The sequence below is a fragment of the Steroidobacter agaridevorans genome (assembly GCF_009932555.1).
Lineage (GTDB): Bacteria > Pseudomonadota > Gammaproteobacteria > Steroidobacterales > Steroidobacteraceae > Steroidobacter > Steroidobacter agaridevorans.
This window is the reverse complement of sequence record NZ_BLJO01000005.1, coordinates 257,190-272,158: the sequence shown is the minus strand read 5'-3', so window position 1 is coordinate 272,158 and position 14,969 is coordinate 257,190. Positions and strand designations below refer to the sequence as shown.

Here is a 14,969-nt window from a genome sequence, read left to right as displayed (position 1 = left end):
GTCATCGTTCCTTGTCTGAAAACCGTATCTATATTTAAAACGGTGCAACTCGCGTATCGTCGCCGTTTACGGGCGAGGGACGAGATATGCGGAGATGGGTGCGGGCAATTGCCGCGCTGATTTGCACCGGCTTGATGACGGTTGCCGGTGCGACTGAAAATATTTCAAAGAATGGGCCCACGCCTTACCCGGCGGCTGAGAAGGATTGGCCCGGCGAAGGCGTGATCCGCGTCTTCGGCTGGATGAAGGACAACCGCGAAAGTTTCTGGAAGCAGCGCGAGCGAAAACAGGGCGCCTGGGTGCTCGCCGGCGACTCCTTGCTGGGCAATTGGAAGACCTCCGAGCGCGATCTCGCGCCGACGCCGATCGCGAATCGAGCCATCGGCGGCGACGTGAGCCGCGGATTGTTGTTTCGATTCCAGGAAGACGTGCTCGAGCTGAACCCCAGCGGGATCGTCGTGCTGATCGGCGGCAACGATCTGAGCGCGTTACAGAAGACCGATCAGACTGCTCGAAACATCGATCGGATGTTGCAGGCCATCCGGGCGCACAAGGCGGACCTGCCGGTCATCCTGTGCACCTTGCCGCCGAGGAACAGCGAGAAGGCGCCGATCAAGGCGTCGGAGCTGACCCATCTCAACGCCAGTATCCGCGAGCTGGCGAAAAAGTATGACAACGTGGAGTTGCTGGATTTGTTTCCGCTGTTTGCAACCCCGGACGGGCAGCCGCAGCCGAATCTGCTGGCTGCGGATCGCTTGCATATCGGCCCTGCGGGTTACGAAGTGTTGGGACGGACGCTCAAGCAGAAAATCGAATCGAAGTAGGTGGTCGTCAATGGACAGTTCTCCACCGGTCACGGCTGACGCGTCGAAGCAGCGGGACTCCCGGGGCACCAGTGCGTCCGCGACGGCTTTTCTGGATCTACTGCGCTTTACAGCGGCCAATCTGGTGCTGCTGTCGCATGTCTTTGTCGTGTTCTTCGACAACAAGAAGACCTACCAGGGCCGCGGCGTGGCCGTCATCATCCTGTTCGTGCTGTCGGGCTTTTTGATTACGCGCTCATTGATGTATCGAGCGAAGAAGCCTGGCGAGCACATGCCGGCGTTCCTGGCGGACCGCGTCGCTCGCATCATGACTCCGTTCGTTCCGGTGTTGTTGGCGATTGCGCTGTTGAATGCGACGGTCATTCACACCAACTGGAGCCTCGACGGGTTGAGCACGGGCTTCGTTGCGCTGCTGGGGAATTTGTTTCTGCTGTTCGACTATCCGGTGTTCCAGTTGCTGGACATTGCGCACGTCGACGTGTGGTGGCGCATCCGGCCCTACAACACCGCCGAGCCCTTTTGGACTGTCGCGATCGAGTTCTGGATCTACATCGCGATGAGCTTGCTGTTCTTCTGTGCGATCAAGCGTGAGCGGATCCGGGGCGGCTGGATCGTGCTGCTGGCGCTGATCAGTGTGCCGGTGATTCTGTGGAATGCGGCGGACGGCGCGGGCAAAGCGTTGTCGCTTACCTGGATGGTGGGTGGCATGGCCGGCTTTCTCGTCGTGTTCATGGGGGCGGACAGCGCCGCCGCCCGTTCAAGATTGCTTGCCTGGATCATCGTCGTCTGCGGGGTCGCGTCGCTCGGTGCGCGCGTCGTGAAGCTGGGACTCGATCCGTACGATCTGCAGACGAATTTTTTGATGACGGTGATCTTTTTCGGGATCTTCCTAAGGCTGAATCAGGCCACGGCGGCCTGGAGGATTCCCGCCGCGCTGGCGAAGTTCGGCGCTTCGTATAGTTACAGTCTGTATCTGGTGCATAACACCGTGCTGGTCATCGTGTTCGAAAACACCCACAGCTGGCCGAAGCCGGCCGCGATTGCGTTCGGTGTCGTGCTGGCGCATCTGGTGGCGCTGGTGGTGTATCACTCGTTCGAGAAACATCACCGTGCCGTTGGTACGTACTTGCGGCCGATCTTTGCTCGCGCGCTGTTGAAGTCGACGGCGCCGGTGGCTCAGCCGCAGACTGTTAGTCCGGCTGCGCCGGTGGCGGCTGCGGTCGCGGTCGAGGGGAAGTCCGCTAATGTCGAGGTGCCGGTGCTCGAGAGTCATGCCTGATCTGGCGCTCAGCGTCGACCGGGATTCAGGAGGCGTCGGTTTCGGATAGGAGAGGCGTCGGTTCCCGCACGCCGCCGAGGTGGGGGACCTCCTTCCGGCACCGGGCGCCGGCCGGAGCGCATTGCGCCCCTCGCCGCACGTCCATGGTGAGCCCTGCTGTTTCGGCCCCGTCCCTGTGCCGAAAAGCTGCCGGAAGGAGGTCCCCCACCTCGTCGACGCGCCGACACGTTCGCTTGGCTTGCCGGCAAAGAGATGGGTCTCGGCTGTCGCGACGGCGTCGATATGTCTCAGTGGTGTTGCGGCTCATCTCAGCCGCAACGCGTTGCTGATGACTGATACCGACGACAGACTCATCGCCAGCGCGGCGAGCATCGGGCTCAGCAGCCAGCCGGTAAACGGATAGAGCACGCCGGCGGCAATAGGGATGCCGAGCGCGTTGTAGCCAAACGCGAAGAACAGGTTCTGGCGAATGTTCTTTACCGTCGCTCGGCTCAAGTGCCGGGCGCGGACGATGCCGGTGAGGTCGCCTTTCACCAGGGTGACCTGTGCGCTTTCCATTGCGATGTCGGTGCCCGTGCCCATGGCGATGCCGACGTCGGCTTTGGCGAGGGCGGGGGCGTCGTTGATGCCGTCGCCGGCCATGGCGACGCGGCGGCCCTGGGATTGCAGCTTCGCGATCACGTTCGCTTTGTCCTGAGGCTGCACTTCGGCGATCACTTCGTCGATCGCGAGGTGTTTGGCCACGGCGCGAGCCGTTGTTTCGTTGTCGCCAGTGAGCATGACGAGCCGCAAGCCGTCTTGCTTCAGGGCCTGCAGCGCGCTCGGCGTGGTTTCTTTGATGGCGTCGCCCACAGCGATGGCGCCGGCGAGTTGGCCGTCGACGCTGAGGAATACGACCGTCTTTCCTTCGCTTCGCAAATCTGCGATTTGCTCGGCGAGAGTGTCGATTGACGCGCCAACGTTGCTCATGAGCGCTTTGTTTCCCAGCGCAAGCTCATGGCCGTCGGCTTGGCCGCGAACGCCTTGACCGGTGACCGACTGAAAGCCAGTGACGGTGGCGAGTTGAGCCTTCCGCTGTTCGGCCCCGGTCACGATGGCGCGCGCCAGTGGGTGTTCGCTCGCGCGATCGAGTCCGGCGGCCCAGCTGAGCACCTGAGATTCTGAATAGCCGTTCAACGCGATCACGCGATCGAGCGTCGGGCGGCCGATGGTGATCGTGCCGGTCTTGTCCAGCACGAGCGTATCGACGTTGCGGAGGTTCTCGATGGCCTGCGCGTCGCGGAACAACACGCCTTGTTGAGCGCCGCGGCCGCTGGCGACCATGATGGAGATCGGCGTTGCGAGTCCGAGCGCGCAAGGGCAGGCGATGATCAAGACGGCGACTGCGTTCACCAGCGCGTAGGCGAGCTTCGGGTCCGGGCCGACGAACCACCACACGATGAACGTGGCGATTGCGATGACGATCACGGCCGGGACGAACCAGGCGGCGACCTGGTCGGCCAGTCGCTGCAGCGGGGCACGCGAGCGCTGGGCTTGCGCGACCATCGTGACGATTTGAGAGAGCAGGCTTTCGGCGCCGACGCGTTGGGCTTCGACGATCAAGCCACCGGTTTGATTGATGGTCGCACCTGTCACCGCATCGCCGGCGGATTTCTCCACTGGCATGGGCTCGCCGGTCAGCATCGATTCGTCGACGCTGGAGTTGCCTTCGACGACTACACCGTCGACCGGAATCTTCTCGCCCGGGCGGACGCGGAGTTTGTCGCCGGCGTGGACGTGGCCGAGCGGAACGTCGTGTTCTGTGCCATCGGCCTCGATGCGGCGCGCGGTTTTCGGTGCGAGACCGAGGAGCTGACGAATCGCTGCGCTGGTACGGCCGCGTGCTCGCAACTCGAGCCATTCGCCGAGCAGCACGAGTGTGACGATCGAGCTCGCGACTTCGTAGTACACGCCGACCATGCCGTGTCCATCGCGGAGCTCGGCTGGGAAGACGTGAGGAAGAAACGTCGCGACCAGGCTGTAACCGAAGGCGATACAAACGCCGAGGCCGATCAGTGTGTACATGTTCGGCGCGCGATGCATGACGCCCATCCAACCGCGCTTGTAATAGTCGCCCGCGGCCCAGAGCACGACCGGTGCGCTCAACAGGAGCTCGAGCCAGCGCAGGTTGCTTGCTGTCGAATGTGAGATCGCCAGATTGAGCATATGCGGCGCCATCGCCACGAGGACGACCGGAATGCTCAGAGCCAGTGAGATCCAGAACTTGCGTCGCACGCTCCGCAGTTCGCTGTCGTCGACGTGCTCGCTCGGCAGCTCTGGCTCGAGCGCCATGCCGCACTTGGGGCAGTTGCCCGGGCCGACCTGCCGGATTTCTGGATGCATCGGGCAGGTGTAGATCGTGCCGGCCGGCAGCGGCACGTCGCTCGCGGGACGCGCGCGATGATGTCCATGATGCTCGTGTCGCTCGTGCGAGCAGCTCGATGCAGCCTTCTGCGCGTGACCATGGGCACCGTGCGAACCGGATGAATCGCGCTTCGCTGCGCCCGTGTGCGAGCACGAGTCAGATGCTGCCGCCTCAGGCGCGCTGGGTGCAGTCGAGCAGCACGACTTCGCGGCCGCGCCCTCGTGTTTGCTCTCTGAATGATGATGCTGATGCTTCGACATGATTTTCACTCCGCCGGCGGCAGCCCGGCGAGATCGCTGAGAATGGGACAATCGGGTCTCGAGTCGCCGTGACAATGCTCGGCGAGCTCCGCTAGCGCCGCGCGCATGGACTGCAGCTCGGCGATCTTATGATCGAGGTCCGTGATGTGTTTGGTCGCGAGCCGCTTCACTTGCTCGCTGGCGCGCCGCTGATTGCGCCACAAGCCGAGCAGCGTCCCGATCTCTTCCATCGAGAATCCATGACCCCGTGCGCGGCGGATGAATCGCAGCGTATGGATATCGGCCGCGCTGTAGACGCGATAGTCGCCGGCAGTGCGGGCGGCCTTGGGAATGAGCTGCAGCGATTCGTAGTGACGAATCATCTTCGGGGTGATTCCCGACAGCTCGGCGGCCTTGCCGATACTGTAGTAACCCTGATCTTTGGCTTCCGACAATTCCGCTCGCGCTTTGACAGCAGGCATGGCTCACCTCCAAACGGCCTGCATGATGAACCTTGCCACGGTGGCAAGGTCAAGGCGGACGAGGTGCACCGGCGAGCGAGCCAGTCGCATGTTGTTGACCGGCCCAGTCGACGGTCGCGGAGTTAGCGCTGTGTCACGGACCCAATGCTGACTGCGGTGCACAATTCCACGGCAAAACAATGAAAAGGACGAGCCGTGCGATTGTCGAAGGTATGGACTGCGGTAGCCGCGCTGGCGCTGGGCGGTTGCGTCGATTCCGATAAGGAGGCTTCCTTCGAGGCTGGCGTGGGTGGGACGGTCACCGGGCTGTCCGGGGAAGTCACGTTGATCCTAAACGGCAGCGAATCGCTGCGAGTTTCCACTAACGGCAGTTTCAATTTCGCCACCCGGTTGCCTGCGGAAACGAGCTATGTCGTCACGATCGGTTCGCAGCCGGCGAATCAGGTCTGCGCAGTGCTCGGCGGCACGGGCACGATGCCTTACGCATCGATCAATAGCGTCGTCGTCAGTTGCGCAGGCCGCAGCCACGCCGTTGGCGGCAACATCTCGGGGCTCGTCGGCTCCGTGACTCTGACCAATGGCAACGATACATACCCGTCCAGCACGGACGGACCATTCTCGTTCGCGACGCCCGTGACTGAAGGTGCGGCTTATGCCGTCAGCGTTCAAACCCATCCGGACATCCAAACCTGCTCGGTCAGCAATGGCGCCGGCACGATGGGAACAAGTGCGGTCGAGAATGTGGCTGTCGTTTGTTCGACCAACACTTTCGTCATCGGTGGCACTGTCTCCGGCCTCGCCGGCGACGTCGTGTTACAAAACAACAGCGGCGATCCGATAACCATCAGCGGCAATGGAGCGTTCGAGTTCCCCGCTGCCGTCGCGCAGGGCAGCCCGTACGCCGTGATGGTTCAAACTCAACCGGCGACGCAGACCTGCAGTGTGAGTCAGGGAGCGGGCGCGGTGGGCTCGGGCGATGTTTCCAACGTCGTGGTCGTCTGCTCGACCAACTACTTCAATCTGGGCGGCACGGTCTCTGGATTGAACGGCACCGTCGTCCTGCAAAACAACGGCGGCGACAATCTCGCTATCACTAGCAGCGGCGCCTACACATTCCCCAGCCCCGTCGCGCAGGGGAGCAACTATTCGGTCACTGTGTTGACTCAGCCGGCGACGCAAACGTGCACCGTGAGCAATGACAGCGGCATGATGGACATGAGCGACGTTGCGAACGTGGGTGTCTCTTGCGCCGATAACGCCACGACGCTTTCGGTCACTGCTCGCGCCGTGATCCCGGTCGACGGCACGGCGTCGCTGACCGTGACGAACACTGGCGCCAGCTATTCGGCGCAAAACATCGCAATCAATCTGCCGGCGGGCTGGACGGATGTGTCGGTCGTGAGCTCGACCTGCGGTCCGTCGCTGCCGCCCCTGGCTGCATGCACGCTGACCTTGGGATCGCCCGTCCCCTACGTCGCTCAGGGCGGCATCGAGATCACAGGCGACAATGTTTCTTCGTCGGCGACGACGGCGATCGCGTTCTCGATCGATGGGTACCTGGTGTTCTCGGTCGACTCGCCGACCAGCGCCAGCGTGATTGACGGCGCCAATATGGGTTCTTGGAGCTGGTCCGGGACGACGCTCTTGGTGAGCGGGACCGATCCAATCGACGGCGCGGGCAACACGGCGTCGATCGCGGCCCAGCTAGGTAACCTTGCGCCGGCGGCCGATGTTTGTGATACCAGCACCGCTGGCGGAGCCAGTGTCGGCACCTGGTACTTGCCCGCCGTTTGCCAGCTGACCGACGTGGGTGGACTGGCGAACTGCCCCGCCGGCGTTCCAAGCATCCATACGAACCTGGTGCGACTGGGGTTCAGGCCCGAGATGGCCAATTTCAGCTACTGGAGCTCGACCCAGTACGGCCCGGACCATGCCTGGAGCGTGCTGATGTCTGCCGATCCCACCGAGTTATTGACCGCAAAATTCACGGCGACCGGAGTCCGCTGCGCGCGCTCGATCGACTACTGATGCGATGGGAATCAAAGGCCCTCTGCCCGGATCGGCAGAGGGCGCGGTAACAGCGACTATCGAATCTTTTTTATTGGATCGTAAAGACCAGCGTCGAATTGCCGCGACGAATCGTCAGCGCAAAGGCCGTCGCGCCGTTCACTGCCTGACGCAGTTGTTCAACCGAGCTGATGCGTGCGCGGCCGATCGCGAGGATCACATCGTTCGCGCGCAGACCGGCCTGCTGAGCCGGGCTGCCGTCGGCGACGCTTTCCACCAGCACGCCAGTATTGTTTGCAGCGTTGGTCAGCGCGGCGCCTTCGAGGGCCGGATGAATCTCTGCGGCGCCTTCACCATCGGCGCCATCGCGCTCACCGATGACAGCGCTCACGCGACGCGGCTTGCCTTCGCGGATCAAACCCAGCTCGACCTTCTCGCCGATACGCAGCAGGCCGATGGTGTTGCGCAGTTCGCCAGCATTGGCGACGGTGCGGCCGTTGATCGACGTGATCACGTCGCCGGCTTTGATGCCCGCCTGATCCGCCGGCGAGCCTTCGATGACCTGCGACACCAGCGCGCCTCGCGCATTTTCCAGGCCGAGGCTGTCGGCGATGCCAGGAGTGAAGTTGTTAGACAGCTGCACGCCGAGCATGCCGCGCTTCACTTCGCCGTATTGGACGAGCTGCGCCATCACGGCCTTCACCATGTTGGAAGGAATGGCGAAGCCGATGCCGATGTTGCCGCCGCTGCCGGAGAAGATGGCGGTGTTGACGCCGACCAGCTGACCTTTCAGGTCCACCAGCGCGCCGCCCGAATTGCCGGGATTGATGGGCGCGTCGGTCTGGATGAAATCCTGATACGACTCCGGATTGTTATCGGAGCGACCGAGCGCGCTGATGATGCCGGAGGTCACCGTGTGGCTGAGCGCGAAAGGATTGCCGATCGCGAGCACGAAATCGCCGACTTCGGCTTTGGATGAATCGGCGAGCGGCATCTCGACCAGATTCTTCGCGGGCACTTTCAACACCGCCACGTCCGACGCCTTGTCGCGGCCGACGATTTCGGCCTTCACCTGCCGGTCATCGAGCAACGTCACGGTGATCTCGTCGGCGTTCTCGATTACGTGCGCGTTGGTGATGATGTAGCCGTTCTTCGCGTCGACGATGACGCCCGAGCCGGCGCTCTGGAATTGGCGCTCGCGCGGCCCCATCTCTGGAGCATCGAAAAAGCGGCGGAAAAACGGATCTTCCAGCAGCGGATTGCGGGGCCGCTGTTCCCGCACGGTGCCGCGAGTGGCGATGTTCACCACCGCCGGCGAAGCTTTTTTGACGATGGGCGCCAGCGAGGGCAGCGGCGCATCTCCGACTTTCTCCGGTAGCTGTGCGGCGGCGCCCACGTTGTAGAGCAGAGCCGTTGCGGCCAACAGCGCGTAAACCTGTCTCATGAAGCAATCCTAGTGTGGAGCGTGAAAGCGGCTCGCCGCCGCATTTGCCAAGACAATGGTTGAGGTTTTTGGGTTCGATCCGGGCCAGTCCTGCCCAGCCCCGGATTCTATGAGCAATCCGCCCGGTTTGGCATTTCGAGGGCGAACGATGGCTCTGTGGACACACCGGTGGGCACGCTGTGGATAACTTGTGCGCTTACAGTTGATACCGGGTGGACACAAGATGTTGTGGTTTGCTGCGTTTGCGGTGATACTGGCGACCTCTTTTCGGCAGCGCCGAAATCCTCCCGCGAAAGCCAGCAAGCCCTTGAACTATAGGGGCTTTCCGAGCCTATTTTTCGAAGGAGGGTTTCTTGACGGCTTCAGATGGCAGGTCTAGGCTTGTGCCTCTGACACAATATGTAGTGTCTCGCTGTGGAAAGAAAAACACGACCGGCGAGATAACTGCGCAGGTCAGATGGACCGCCAGTCATGGGCTTTGAAGGGGCTCGTGCTGGAGGGAGTTTTGGGACGTCAGTTGGGGACGATTGGCGCCCGCTCGCAATCCGGAGTTCTTTGCCGGCATGAAGACCGCAATCAAACTTGAGCCCATGGATGTCAACAGCATTCCGTTCCAGGAAGCCTCGCTGGATATCTGGGACAAAAAATACCGCCTCTCCGCCAAAGACGGCACGCCCGTCGATCGCTCCATGGACGACACCTATAAACGGGTCGCCCGTGCGCTCGCCGACGTCGAGAAAGAAGACGTGCGCGACCAATGGTACGAAAAGTTTCTGTGGGCCCTGCGCAAGGGCGCGATTCCGGCTGGCCGCGTCACCTCGAACGCCGGCGCGCTGGAGCACAAGCCCGCCACTTCCACGATCAACTGCACCGTGTCCGGCACCATTCTGGACTCGATGGATGACATTCTCGCGAAGGTCCACGAAGCGGGCCTGACGCTGAAGGCCGGCTGCGGCATCGGCTACGAATTTTCGACCATGCGCCCGAAGGGGGCGTATGTCTCCGGCGCCGGCGCATACACGTCGGGCCCGCTGTCGTTCATGGATATCTACGACAAGATGTGCTTCACCGTTTCGTCGGCCGGCGGTCGTCGCGGCGCGCAGATGGGCACATTCGATATCGGTCATCCCGACGCAATGGATTTCATCCGCGCCAAGCGCGAAGCCGGCCGGCTGCGTCAGTTCAACCTGTCGCTGCTGATCACCGACGAATTCGTCGAGGCGGTGAAGAAGGACCAGGACTGGCAGCTCGCCTTCCCGGTCAGCCAGCGCGAGCTGGAAGGCGGCGAGAACCTGCAGGACAGCTCCCAGTACGTGTGGCGCGAGTGGCCGACCAAGGACGGCTATGTCGTGAACGAGACCGGCCTGGTCTGCTGCAAGATCTATAAGACGCTGCCGGCCAAGCGCATGTGGGACGTGATCATGTCGTCCACCTACGACTTCGCCGAGCCGGGCTTCGTGCTCATCGACAAAGTCAATGAAATGAACAACAACTGGTGGTGCGAAAACATTCGCGCGACCAATCCTTGCGGCGAGCAGCCGCTGCCGCCGTATGGCTCGTGCCTGCTGGGCTCGATCAACCTGACGCGCTTCGTGCTCGATCCATTCACCGAAAACGCGCGCTTCGATTGGGAAGAGTTCCGCAAGGCCGTGAAGGTGTTCACGCGCATGCTCGACAACGTGGTCGAGATCAACGGCCTGCCGCTCGGTCAGCAGCGCGACGAGATCATGCGCAAGCGCCGCCATGGCATGGGCTTCCTGGGCCTGGGCTCGGCGATCACCATGCAGTGCATGAAGTACGGCTCGAAGAAGTCGGTTGCTTTCACACAGAACGTGTCGCGCGAAATGGCGCTCGCGGGCTGGGAAGCGGGCCTCGAGCTGGCGCGTGAGAAGGGCCCGGCTCCGATCATGGTCGAGGAGTTCGACGTGACGGCGGAAATGCTCCGCAAGCGTCCCGAGATGAAGAAGGACGGCTGGCGCGTCGGTCAGAAGATTCACGGCCGCACCTTGCACGCCAAGTACAGCCGTTACATGCAACGCGTTGCCGAAGCCGCGCCGGAACTGGTCGATGAGCTGGCGGAAGTGGGTGCGCGCTTCACGCATCACAGCTCGATCGCGCCGACCGGCACGATCTCGCTGTCGTTGGCGAACAATGCGTCCAACGGCATCGAGCCGTCGTTCGCGCATCACTACTTCCGCAACGTCATCCGCGAAGGCAAGAAGAGCAAGGAGAAGATCGACGTGTTCTCCTTCGAGCTGCTGGCCTACCGCGAGCTGATCAATCCGCGCGCGATGCCGAACTCGACCAACGCGGCCGAGAAGCTGCCCGACTACTTCACGACGGCGGACAACATCACGCCGAAGGAGCACGTCGACATCCAGGCGGCCTCGCAGCTGTGGATCGACTCCTCGATCTCCAAGACGGCGAACGTGCCGACGGATTATCCGTACGAGGATTTCAAGAACATTTATCTGTATGCCTACGAGCAGGGCCTGAAGGGCTGCACCACGTTCCGGTTCAACCCGGAAGCGTTCCAGGGCGTGCTGGTCAAGGAAGAAGATCTGAAGAACACCACGTACGTGTTCACGCTGGAAGACGGCACCGAAGTGAAGGTGCGTGGCGACGAAGAGATCGAGTACGACGGCGAGAAGCACACCGCCGCGAATCTCTTCGACGCGCTCAAAGAAGGCTACTACGGAAAATTTTAAAGTCGCTGGCGGGCGCGCAGCGCCCGCCGCACTTGAAGCAGGTCAAACCATGAGCTCCAAGATCGACAAGAAAATCATCAAGTACCGGGTCGAGAAGCCCGAGGACAAGGCTGCGGCCGAAAAAGCCGCCGCCGAAGCCGTGCAGGCCAAGGAACGCAAGGAAGAATCGAACGTCGTCTGGATGCACGAGAAAGTCGAGCGTCCCGACGTGCTGATCGGCTCGACCTACAAGATCAAGACGCCGGTGTCGGATCACGCCATGTACGTGACCATCAACGACATCATCCTGAACGAAGGCACCCGCCACGAGCAGCGCCGGCCGTTCGAGATCTTCATCAACTCCAAGAACCTGGATCATTTCCAGTGGATCGTGGCGTTGACCCGAATTCTCTCGGCCGTGTTCCGCAAGGGCGGCGACGTGACCTTCCTGGTCGATGAAATGAAAGCCGTGTTCGACCCTCGCGGCGGCTACTGGCAGAGCGGCGGCAAGTTCATGCCGTCCATCATCGCCGAGCTCGGCTACGTGGTCGAAAAGCATTTGCAGACCATCGGCCTGCTGAAGAAGCCGGAAATGGAAGAGGAGCGCAAGAAGCTCATCGAGGAAAAGAAGGCCGAGTACGAGGCGCGCAACAAACAGGTCGACGCCTTTGCGAAGAGCCATTTCCCCGAGGGCGCGCAGCTGTGCTCCAAGTGCAGCACCACCGCGGTCGTGTTGATGGACGGCTGCATGACTTGTTTGAACTGCGGCGATTCGAAGTGCGGATGAGCCGGGGCTGGCTCGGCGCTCCCTCCTTTGAATGAACGAATGTGTGAGCTAAATGTCTGGTTGATTCTTCAGCGATCGCCTGTGACAGGCAGGGCTGCACGATATGACTCGGAATGTGGATTCTCGAATCAGAAAAAGCCGAGAGTTGCTCAAGAACCCCTACGCCCATCTAAATGGTGCGGGTGAGTACGATGCTGTCCTGCCCGCACTTGACCAGCCAGTACTCAATGCTGCTCAAGTGATGAACGGGTATCGTAGAGGGCGCCCGTTTGCCAAACGCGATCTCGAGTTGATCGCCCGAACGCTCCACAGGTTAATGTGGACGCATCGAGAGAGGTTGCTCGGGGCCGCTGACGTCGAGCCAGCTCAGATTGTGGATCCTGCTTTGGCATTGAAAGCACTTGGATACAGAGTCGTTGAGCATGAATCGCTCGGGGAGCATGCTGCGGGAAAGGACACGTATGAAGTGGCGGGATTGATGGATCGAGATCACGGCGAGGTGCGTGTCTCGCGGCGTTTCGATCCTTGGTCGCGAAATTTCACCGCTGCTCACGAACTGGGTCATGCGCTTCTACATACGGGCTCTGGCTTGCACAGAGACCGAGCGCCCGATGGCTCGGCGGCTCGCTCCCGCGATCCTCAGGAACGTGAAGCAGATGAGTTTGCTGCATATTTTCTGTTGCCAGAGAAGTTGGTCCGAGAGGCCTTCATTAACAGATTTCTTGCAGCGCCCTTCGAACTGACTGACGCGACTGCTTTCGCGTTGACGGCGGAGCCTCTCGCCCAACTAAAACGCAAATGTCGAAGTGAGCGCGACCTGAGCCGTAGGCTCGCATCGGCGCATTCTTACAACTCCAGGCACTTTCATTCCCTCGATGAAAAGTTCGGCGTTTCGGTCGAGGTGATGGCGATTCGATTGGAAGAGCTGGGGTTGGTCAGGTTTTAGCGGGCAGCCTCTGCAACTGGATTTCTTTACGGCACGATGGGGACTAACCTGGCCGACTGAAGCCCCGCCGATACGGCGGGGCTTTTTTATGGCCACTATCTCCGGCTCACCCGCCTGAAGTGGATTATCGCGGCTCGTTTTTGTACTGTGGGCGCCAGTGCGGCCCATTTATGTACGCCGCGGGTGAATTTTGTAGGAGTTCAGTATGGGCGAGCCGATCGGGTACGCCCGCCTAGTGGAGCGTTACCAACTCAAGCTTCCAGCGCTTCCAATCGTCGCGCAGGTCGCCACCGCCGTCCACGGCCGGCGAACCCGGAACGATGGAAGCAGCGAGATTTGCGAGTTTCAGCCTTCCTACCGCCCTGAGGACACCCTGTCTGGTGACCTGCAGTTCGCGCTTCGCTACGAAGGTCTGAACCTGACCGTGCTCGCGCTGCTCTTCGCGCAACTGGGCGACGAGCCCGTTCGACAGCTCATCACAGCCCAACTCCAGTCCGCGTTCTCTCGGCGCATCGGCTACCTGTATGAATGGCTCACAGGGGAGAGGCTCGATATCGCGCCGCTGGAGGTGTCGCCGAAGTCAGCCTACCTCCCGGTCCTCGACGAGTCTCTGCAATTCGGAATGCGCCTCGACCAGAGTCCACGAGATCCTAAATATCGAGTGATTGACAATCTCCCGGGTAACCGTGCGTTCTGCCCACTCGTGCGGCGCACAGACTATCTCGAGACGATGGTTGGCAAGAACCTCAAAGTTCGGACCAAGGAGAAGCTTGAGAAGTACGATGCGGGCCTGCTACGGCGCGCCGCTGAATATCTCTATCTAAAGGAAACTCACTCCTCGTTCGAAGTGGAGCGCGAGCGTCCCAGTCCCGCCCGTGCCCAGCGCTTCGCCGATCTGCTTCGGAAAGCAGAATCCGGTGAACCGTTGAGCGAGGACCGCTTCATCGAGTTGCAGAACGCCGTCGTCGACGAACGCTTCCGCGAGGCGTCCTATCGGATTGAGCAGAACTGGATCGGAGATCATGGTCTGGGGCACATGCCACGCGTCGAGTTCGTACCTCCGCGACCCGATGATGTGCGTCCCCTTATGGACGGCCTGGTCCGCTTCTCGGACCGACTGCGAGCCGCTCCCGCTGCGCTCGACTCGGTCATTGCCGCGGCGAGCGTCTCTTTCGGCTTCGTATTCATACATCCGTTTATCGACGGCAACGGGCGATTGCACCGCTACCTGATCCATGAGCAACTGTCGGTTGCCGAATTCACGCCGAAGGGAATCATCCTTCCAGTGTCGGCCGTCATTCTCGCTCATCTTGAATCCTATTCGGCGGCGCTGAAGGCATTCTCGAAGCCTCTCAACGCCATCACCTCATACGATCCGATCGTCTCGAAGATGCAGGCTCAGGGAAATGAGGCGGTGTACTACCAGTACTTCGATGCCACCGAGCAAGCGAGCTTCCTGTATCACGCGCTCGATTGCACCGTGGAGCAGGACCTCGAACAGGAAATAACGTACCTGCTCGGATATGATCTTGCCAAGAAAGCTCTCAACGGAATGCTGGACTGGCCGCCTCATTCCATGGACACGTTCATTCGTGTCGTGCACCAAAATAACAACCGTCTATCGACCAACAAGCGCAAATCGCATTTCAGCTGGATGCGGGACGAAGAAGTTGACCGGGCGGAAGAAGTAGTTGCGCAGAGTTTTCATGAAGCGGCGTCGAACGCAGATCGACGCGGGCCGGGGGAGTAGCGTAGGTGCCCGCCGCTGACCACCGGGCCGCTACTATGGCCGTCACGCGCACGGGCTGGGCGACGCCGCGCCGGAATTGTTAATCGAGAGGGAGCGGGCGATTCCGTGCGTACCGGGAAC

10 protein-coding genes are annotated in these 14,969 nt (G+C 61.3%); 7 read left to right on the top strand and 3 right to left on the bottom strand.

What is annotated here, in order from left to right; all coding sequences use genetic code 11:
• Window positions 1–86: 86 nt before the first annotated feature.
• Entirely contained in the window at window positions 87–824 is a 738-nt protein-coding gene (locus tag GYH35_RS19265; RefSeq protein ID WP_161829258.1) for a GDSL-type esterase/lipase family protein, read from the top strand.
• A gap of 10 nt (window positions 825–834) precedes the next feature.
• On the top strand, window positions 835–2,103 hold the full coding sequence (locus GYH35_RS19260; RefSeq protein WP_161829257.1) for an acyltransferase family protein: 1,269 nt from the start codon (window positions 835–837) through the stop codon (window positions 2,101–2,103).
• Window positions 2,104–2,406: 303 nt separating this feature from the next.
• Here the strand turns inward: GYH35_RS19260 and GYH35_RS19255 are convergent, their stop codons facing one another.
• Together GYH35_RS19255 and cueR are read right to left on the bottom strand one after the other, a co-directional pair.
• Window positions 2,407–4,767 (bottom strand): copper-transporting P-type ATPase, encoded by a 2,361-nt coding sequence (locus GYH35_RS19255; protein WP_161829256.1) that lies wholly within the window; start codon window positions 4,765–4,767, stop codon window positions 2,407–2,409.
• A 5-nt stretch (window positions 4,768–4,772) separates the two neighbouring features.
• Window positions 4,773–5,228 (bottom strand): Cu(I)-responsive transcriptional regulator, encoded by a 456-nt coding sequence (cueR, locus tag GYH35_RS19250; RefSeq protein ID WP_161812905.1) that lies wholly within the window; start codon window positions 5,226–5,228, stop codon window positions 4,773–4,775.
• Window positions 5,229–5,423: 195 nt separating this feature from the next.
• Between cueR and GYH35_RS19245 the strand changes: the two genes are divergently transcribed.
• Complete coding sequence (locus tag GYH35_RS19245; protein ID WP_161829255.1) at window positions 5,424–7,256, top strand: autotransporter outer membrane beta-barrel domain-containing protein; 1,833 nt, start codon at window positions 5,424–5,426, stop codon at window positions 7,254–7,256.
• A 70-nt stretch (window positions 7,257–7,326) separates the two neighbouring features.
• Here the strand turns inward: GYH35_RS19245 and GYH35_RS19240 are convergent, their stop codons facing one another.
• A complete protein-coding gene (locus GYH35_RS19240) occupies window positions 7,327–8,679 on the bottom strand; it encodes a Do family serine endopeptidase (protein WP_161812907.1) in 1,353 nt (450 codons plus the stop codon).
• A gap of 563 nt (window positions 8,680–9,242) precedes the next feature.
• On the opposite strand from GYH35_RS19240, the gene GYH35_RS19235 reads away from it, so the two are divergent.
• The 4 genes from GYH35_RS19235 (at window position 9,243) to GYH35_RS19220 (ending at window position 14,849) form a co-directional block, all read left to right on the top strand.
• On the top strand, window positions 9,243–11,387 hold the full coding sequence (locus GYH35_RS19235) for an adenosylcobalamin-dependent ribonucleoside-diphosphate reductase (protein ID WP_235936816.1): 2,145 nt from the start codon (window positions 9,243–9,245) through the stop codon (window positions 11,385–11,387).
• A 49-nt stretch (window positions 11,388–11,436) separates the two neighbouring features.
• Window positions 11,437–12,153: a TSCPD domain-containing protein gene (locus tag GYH35_RS19230; protein WP_161812908.1), complete on the top strand. Its 717-nt coding sequence runs from the start codon at window positions 11,437–11,439 to the stop codon at window positions 12,151–12,153.
• A 145-nt stretch (window positions 12,154–12,298) separates the two neighbouring features.
• Entirely contained in the window at window positions 12,299–13,099 is an 801-nt protein-coding gene (locus GYH35_RS19225; protein WP_161829254.1) for an ImmA/IrrE family metallo-endopeptidase, read from the top strand.
• A gap of 205 nt (window positions 13,100–13,304) precedes the next feature.
• Entirely contained in the window at window positions 13,305–14,849 is a 1,545-nt protein-coding gene (locus tag GYH35_RS19220; RefSeq protein ID WP_161812910.1) for a Fic family protein, read from the top strand.
• Window positions 14,850–14,969: the final 120 nt, after the last annotated feature.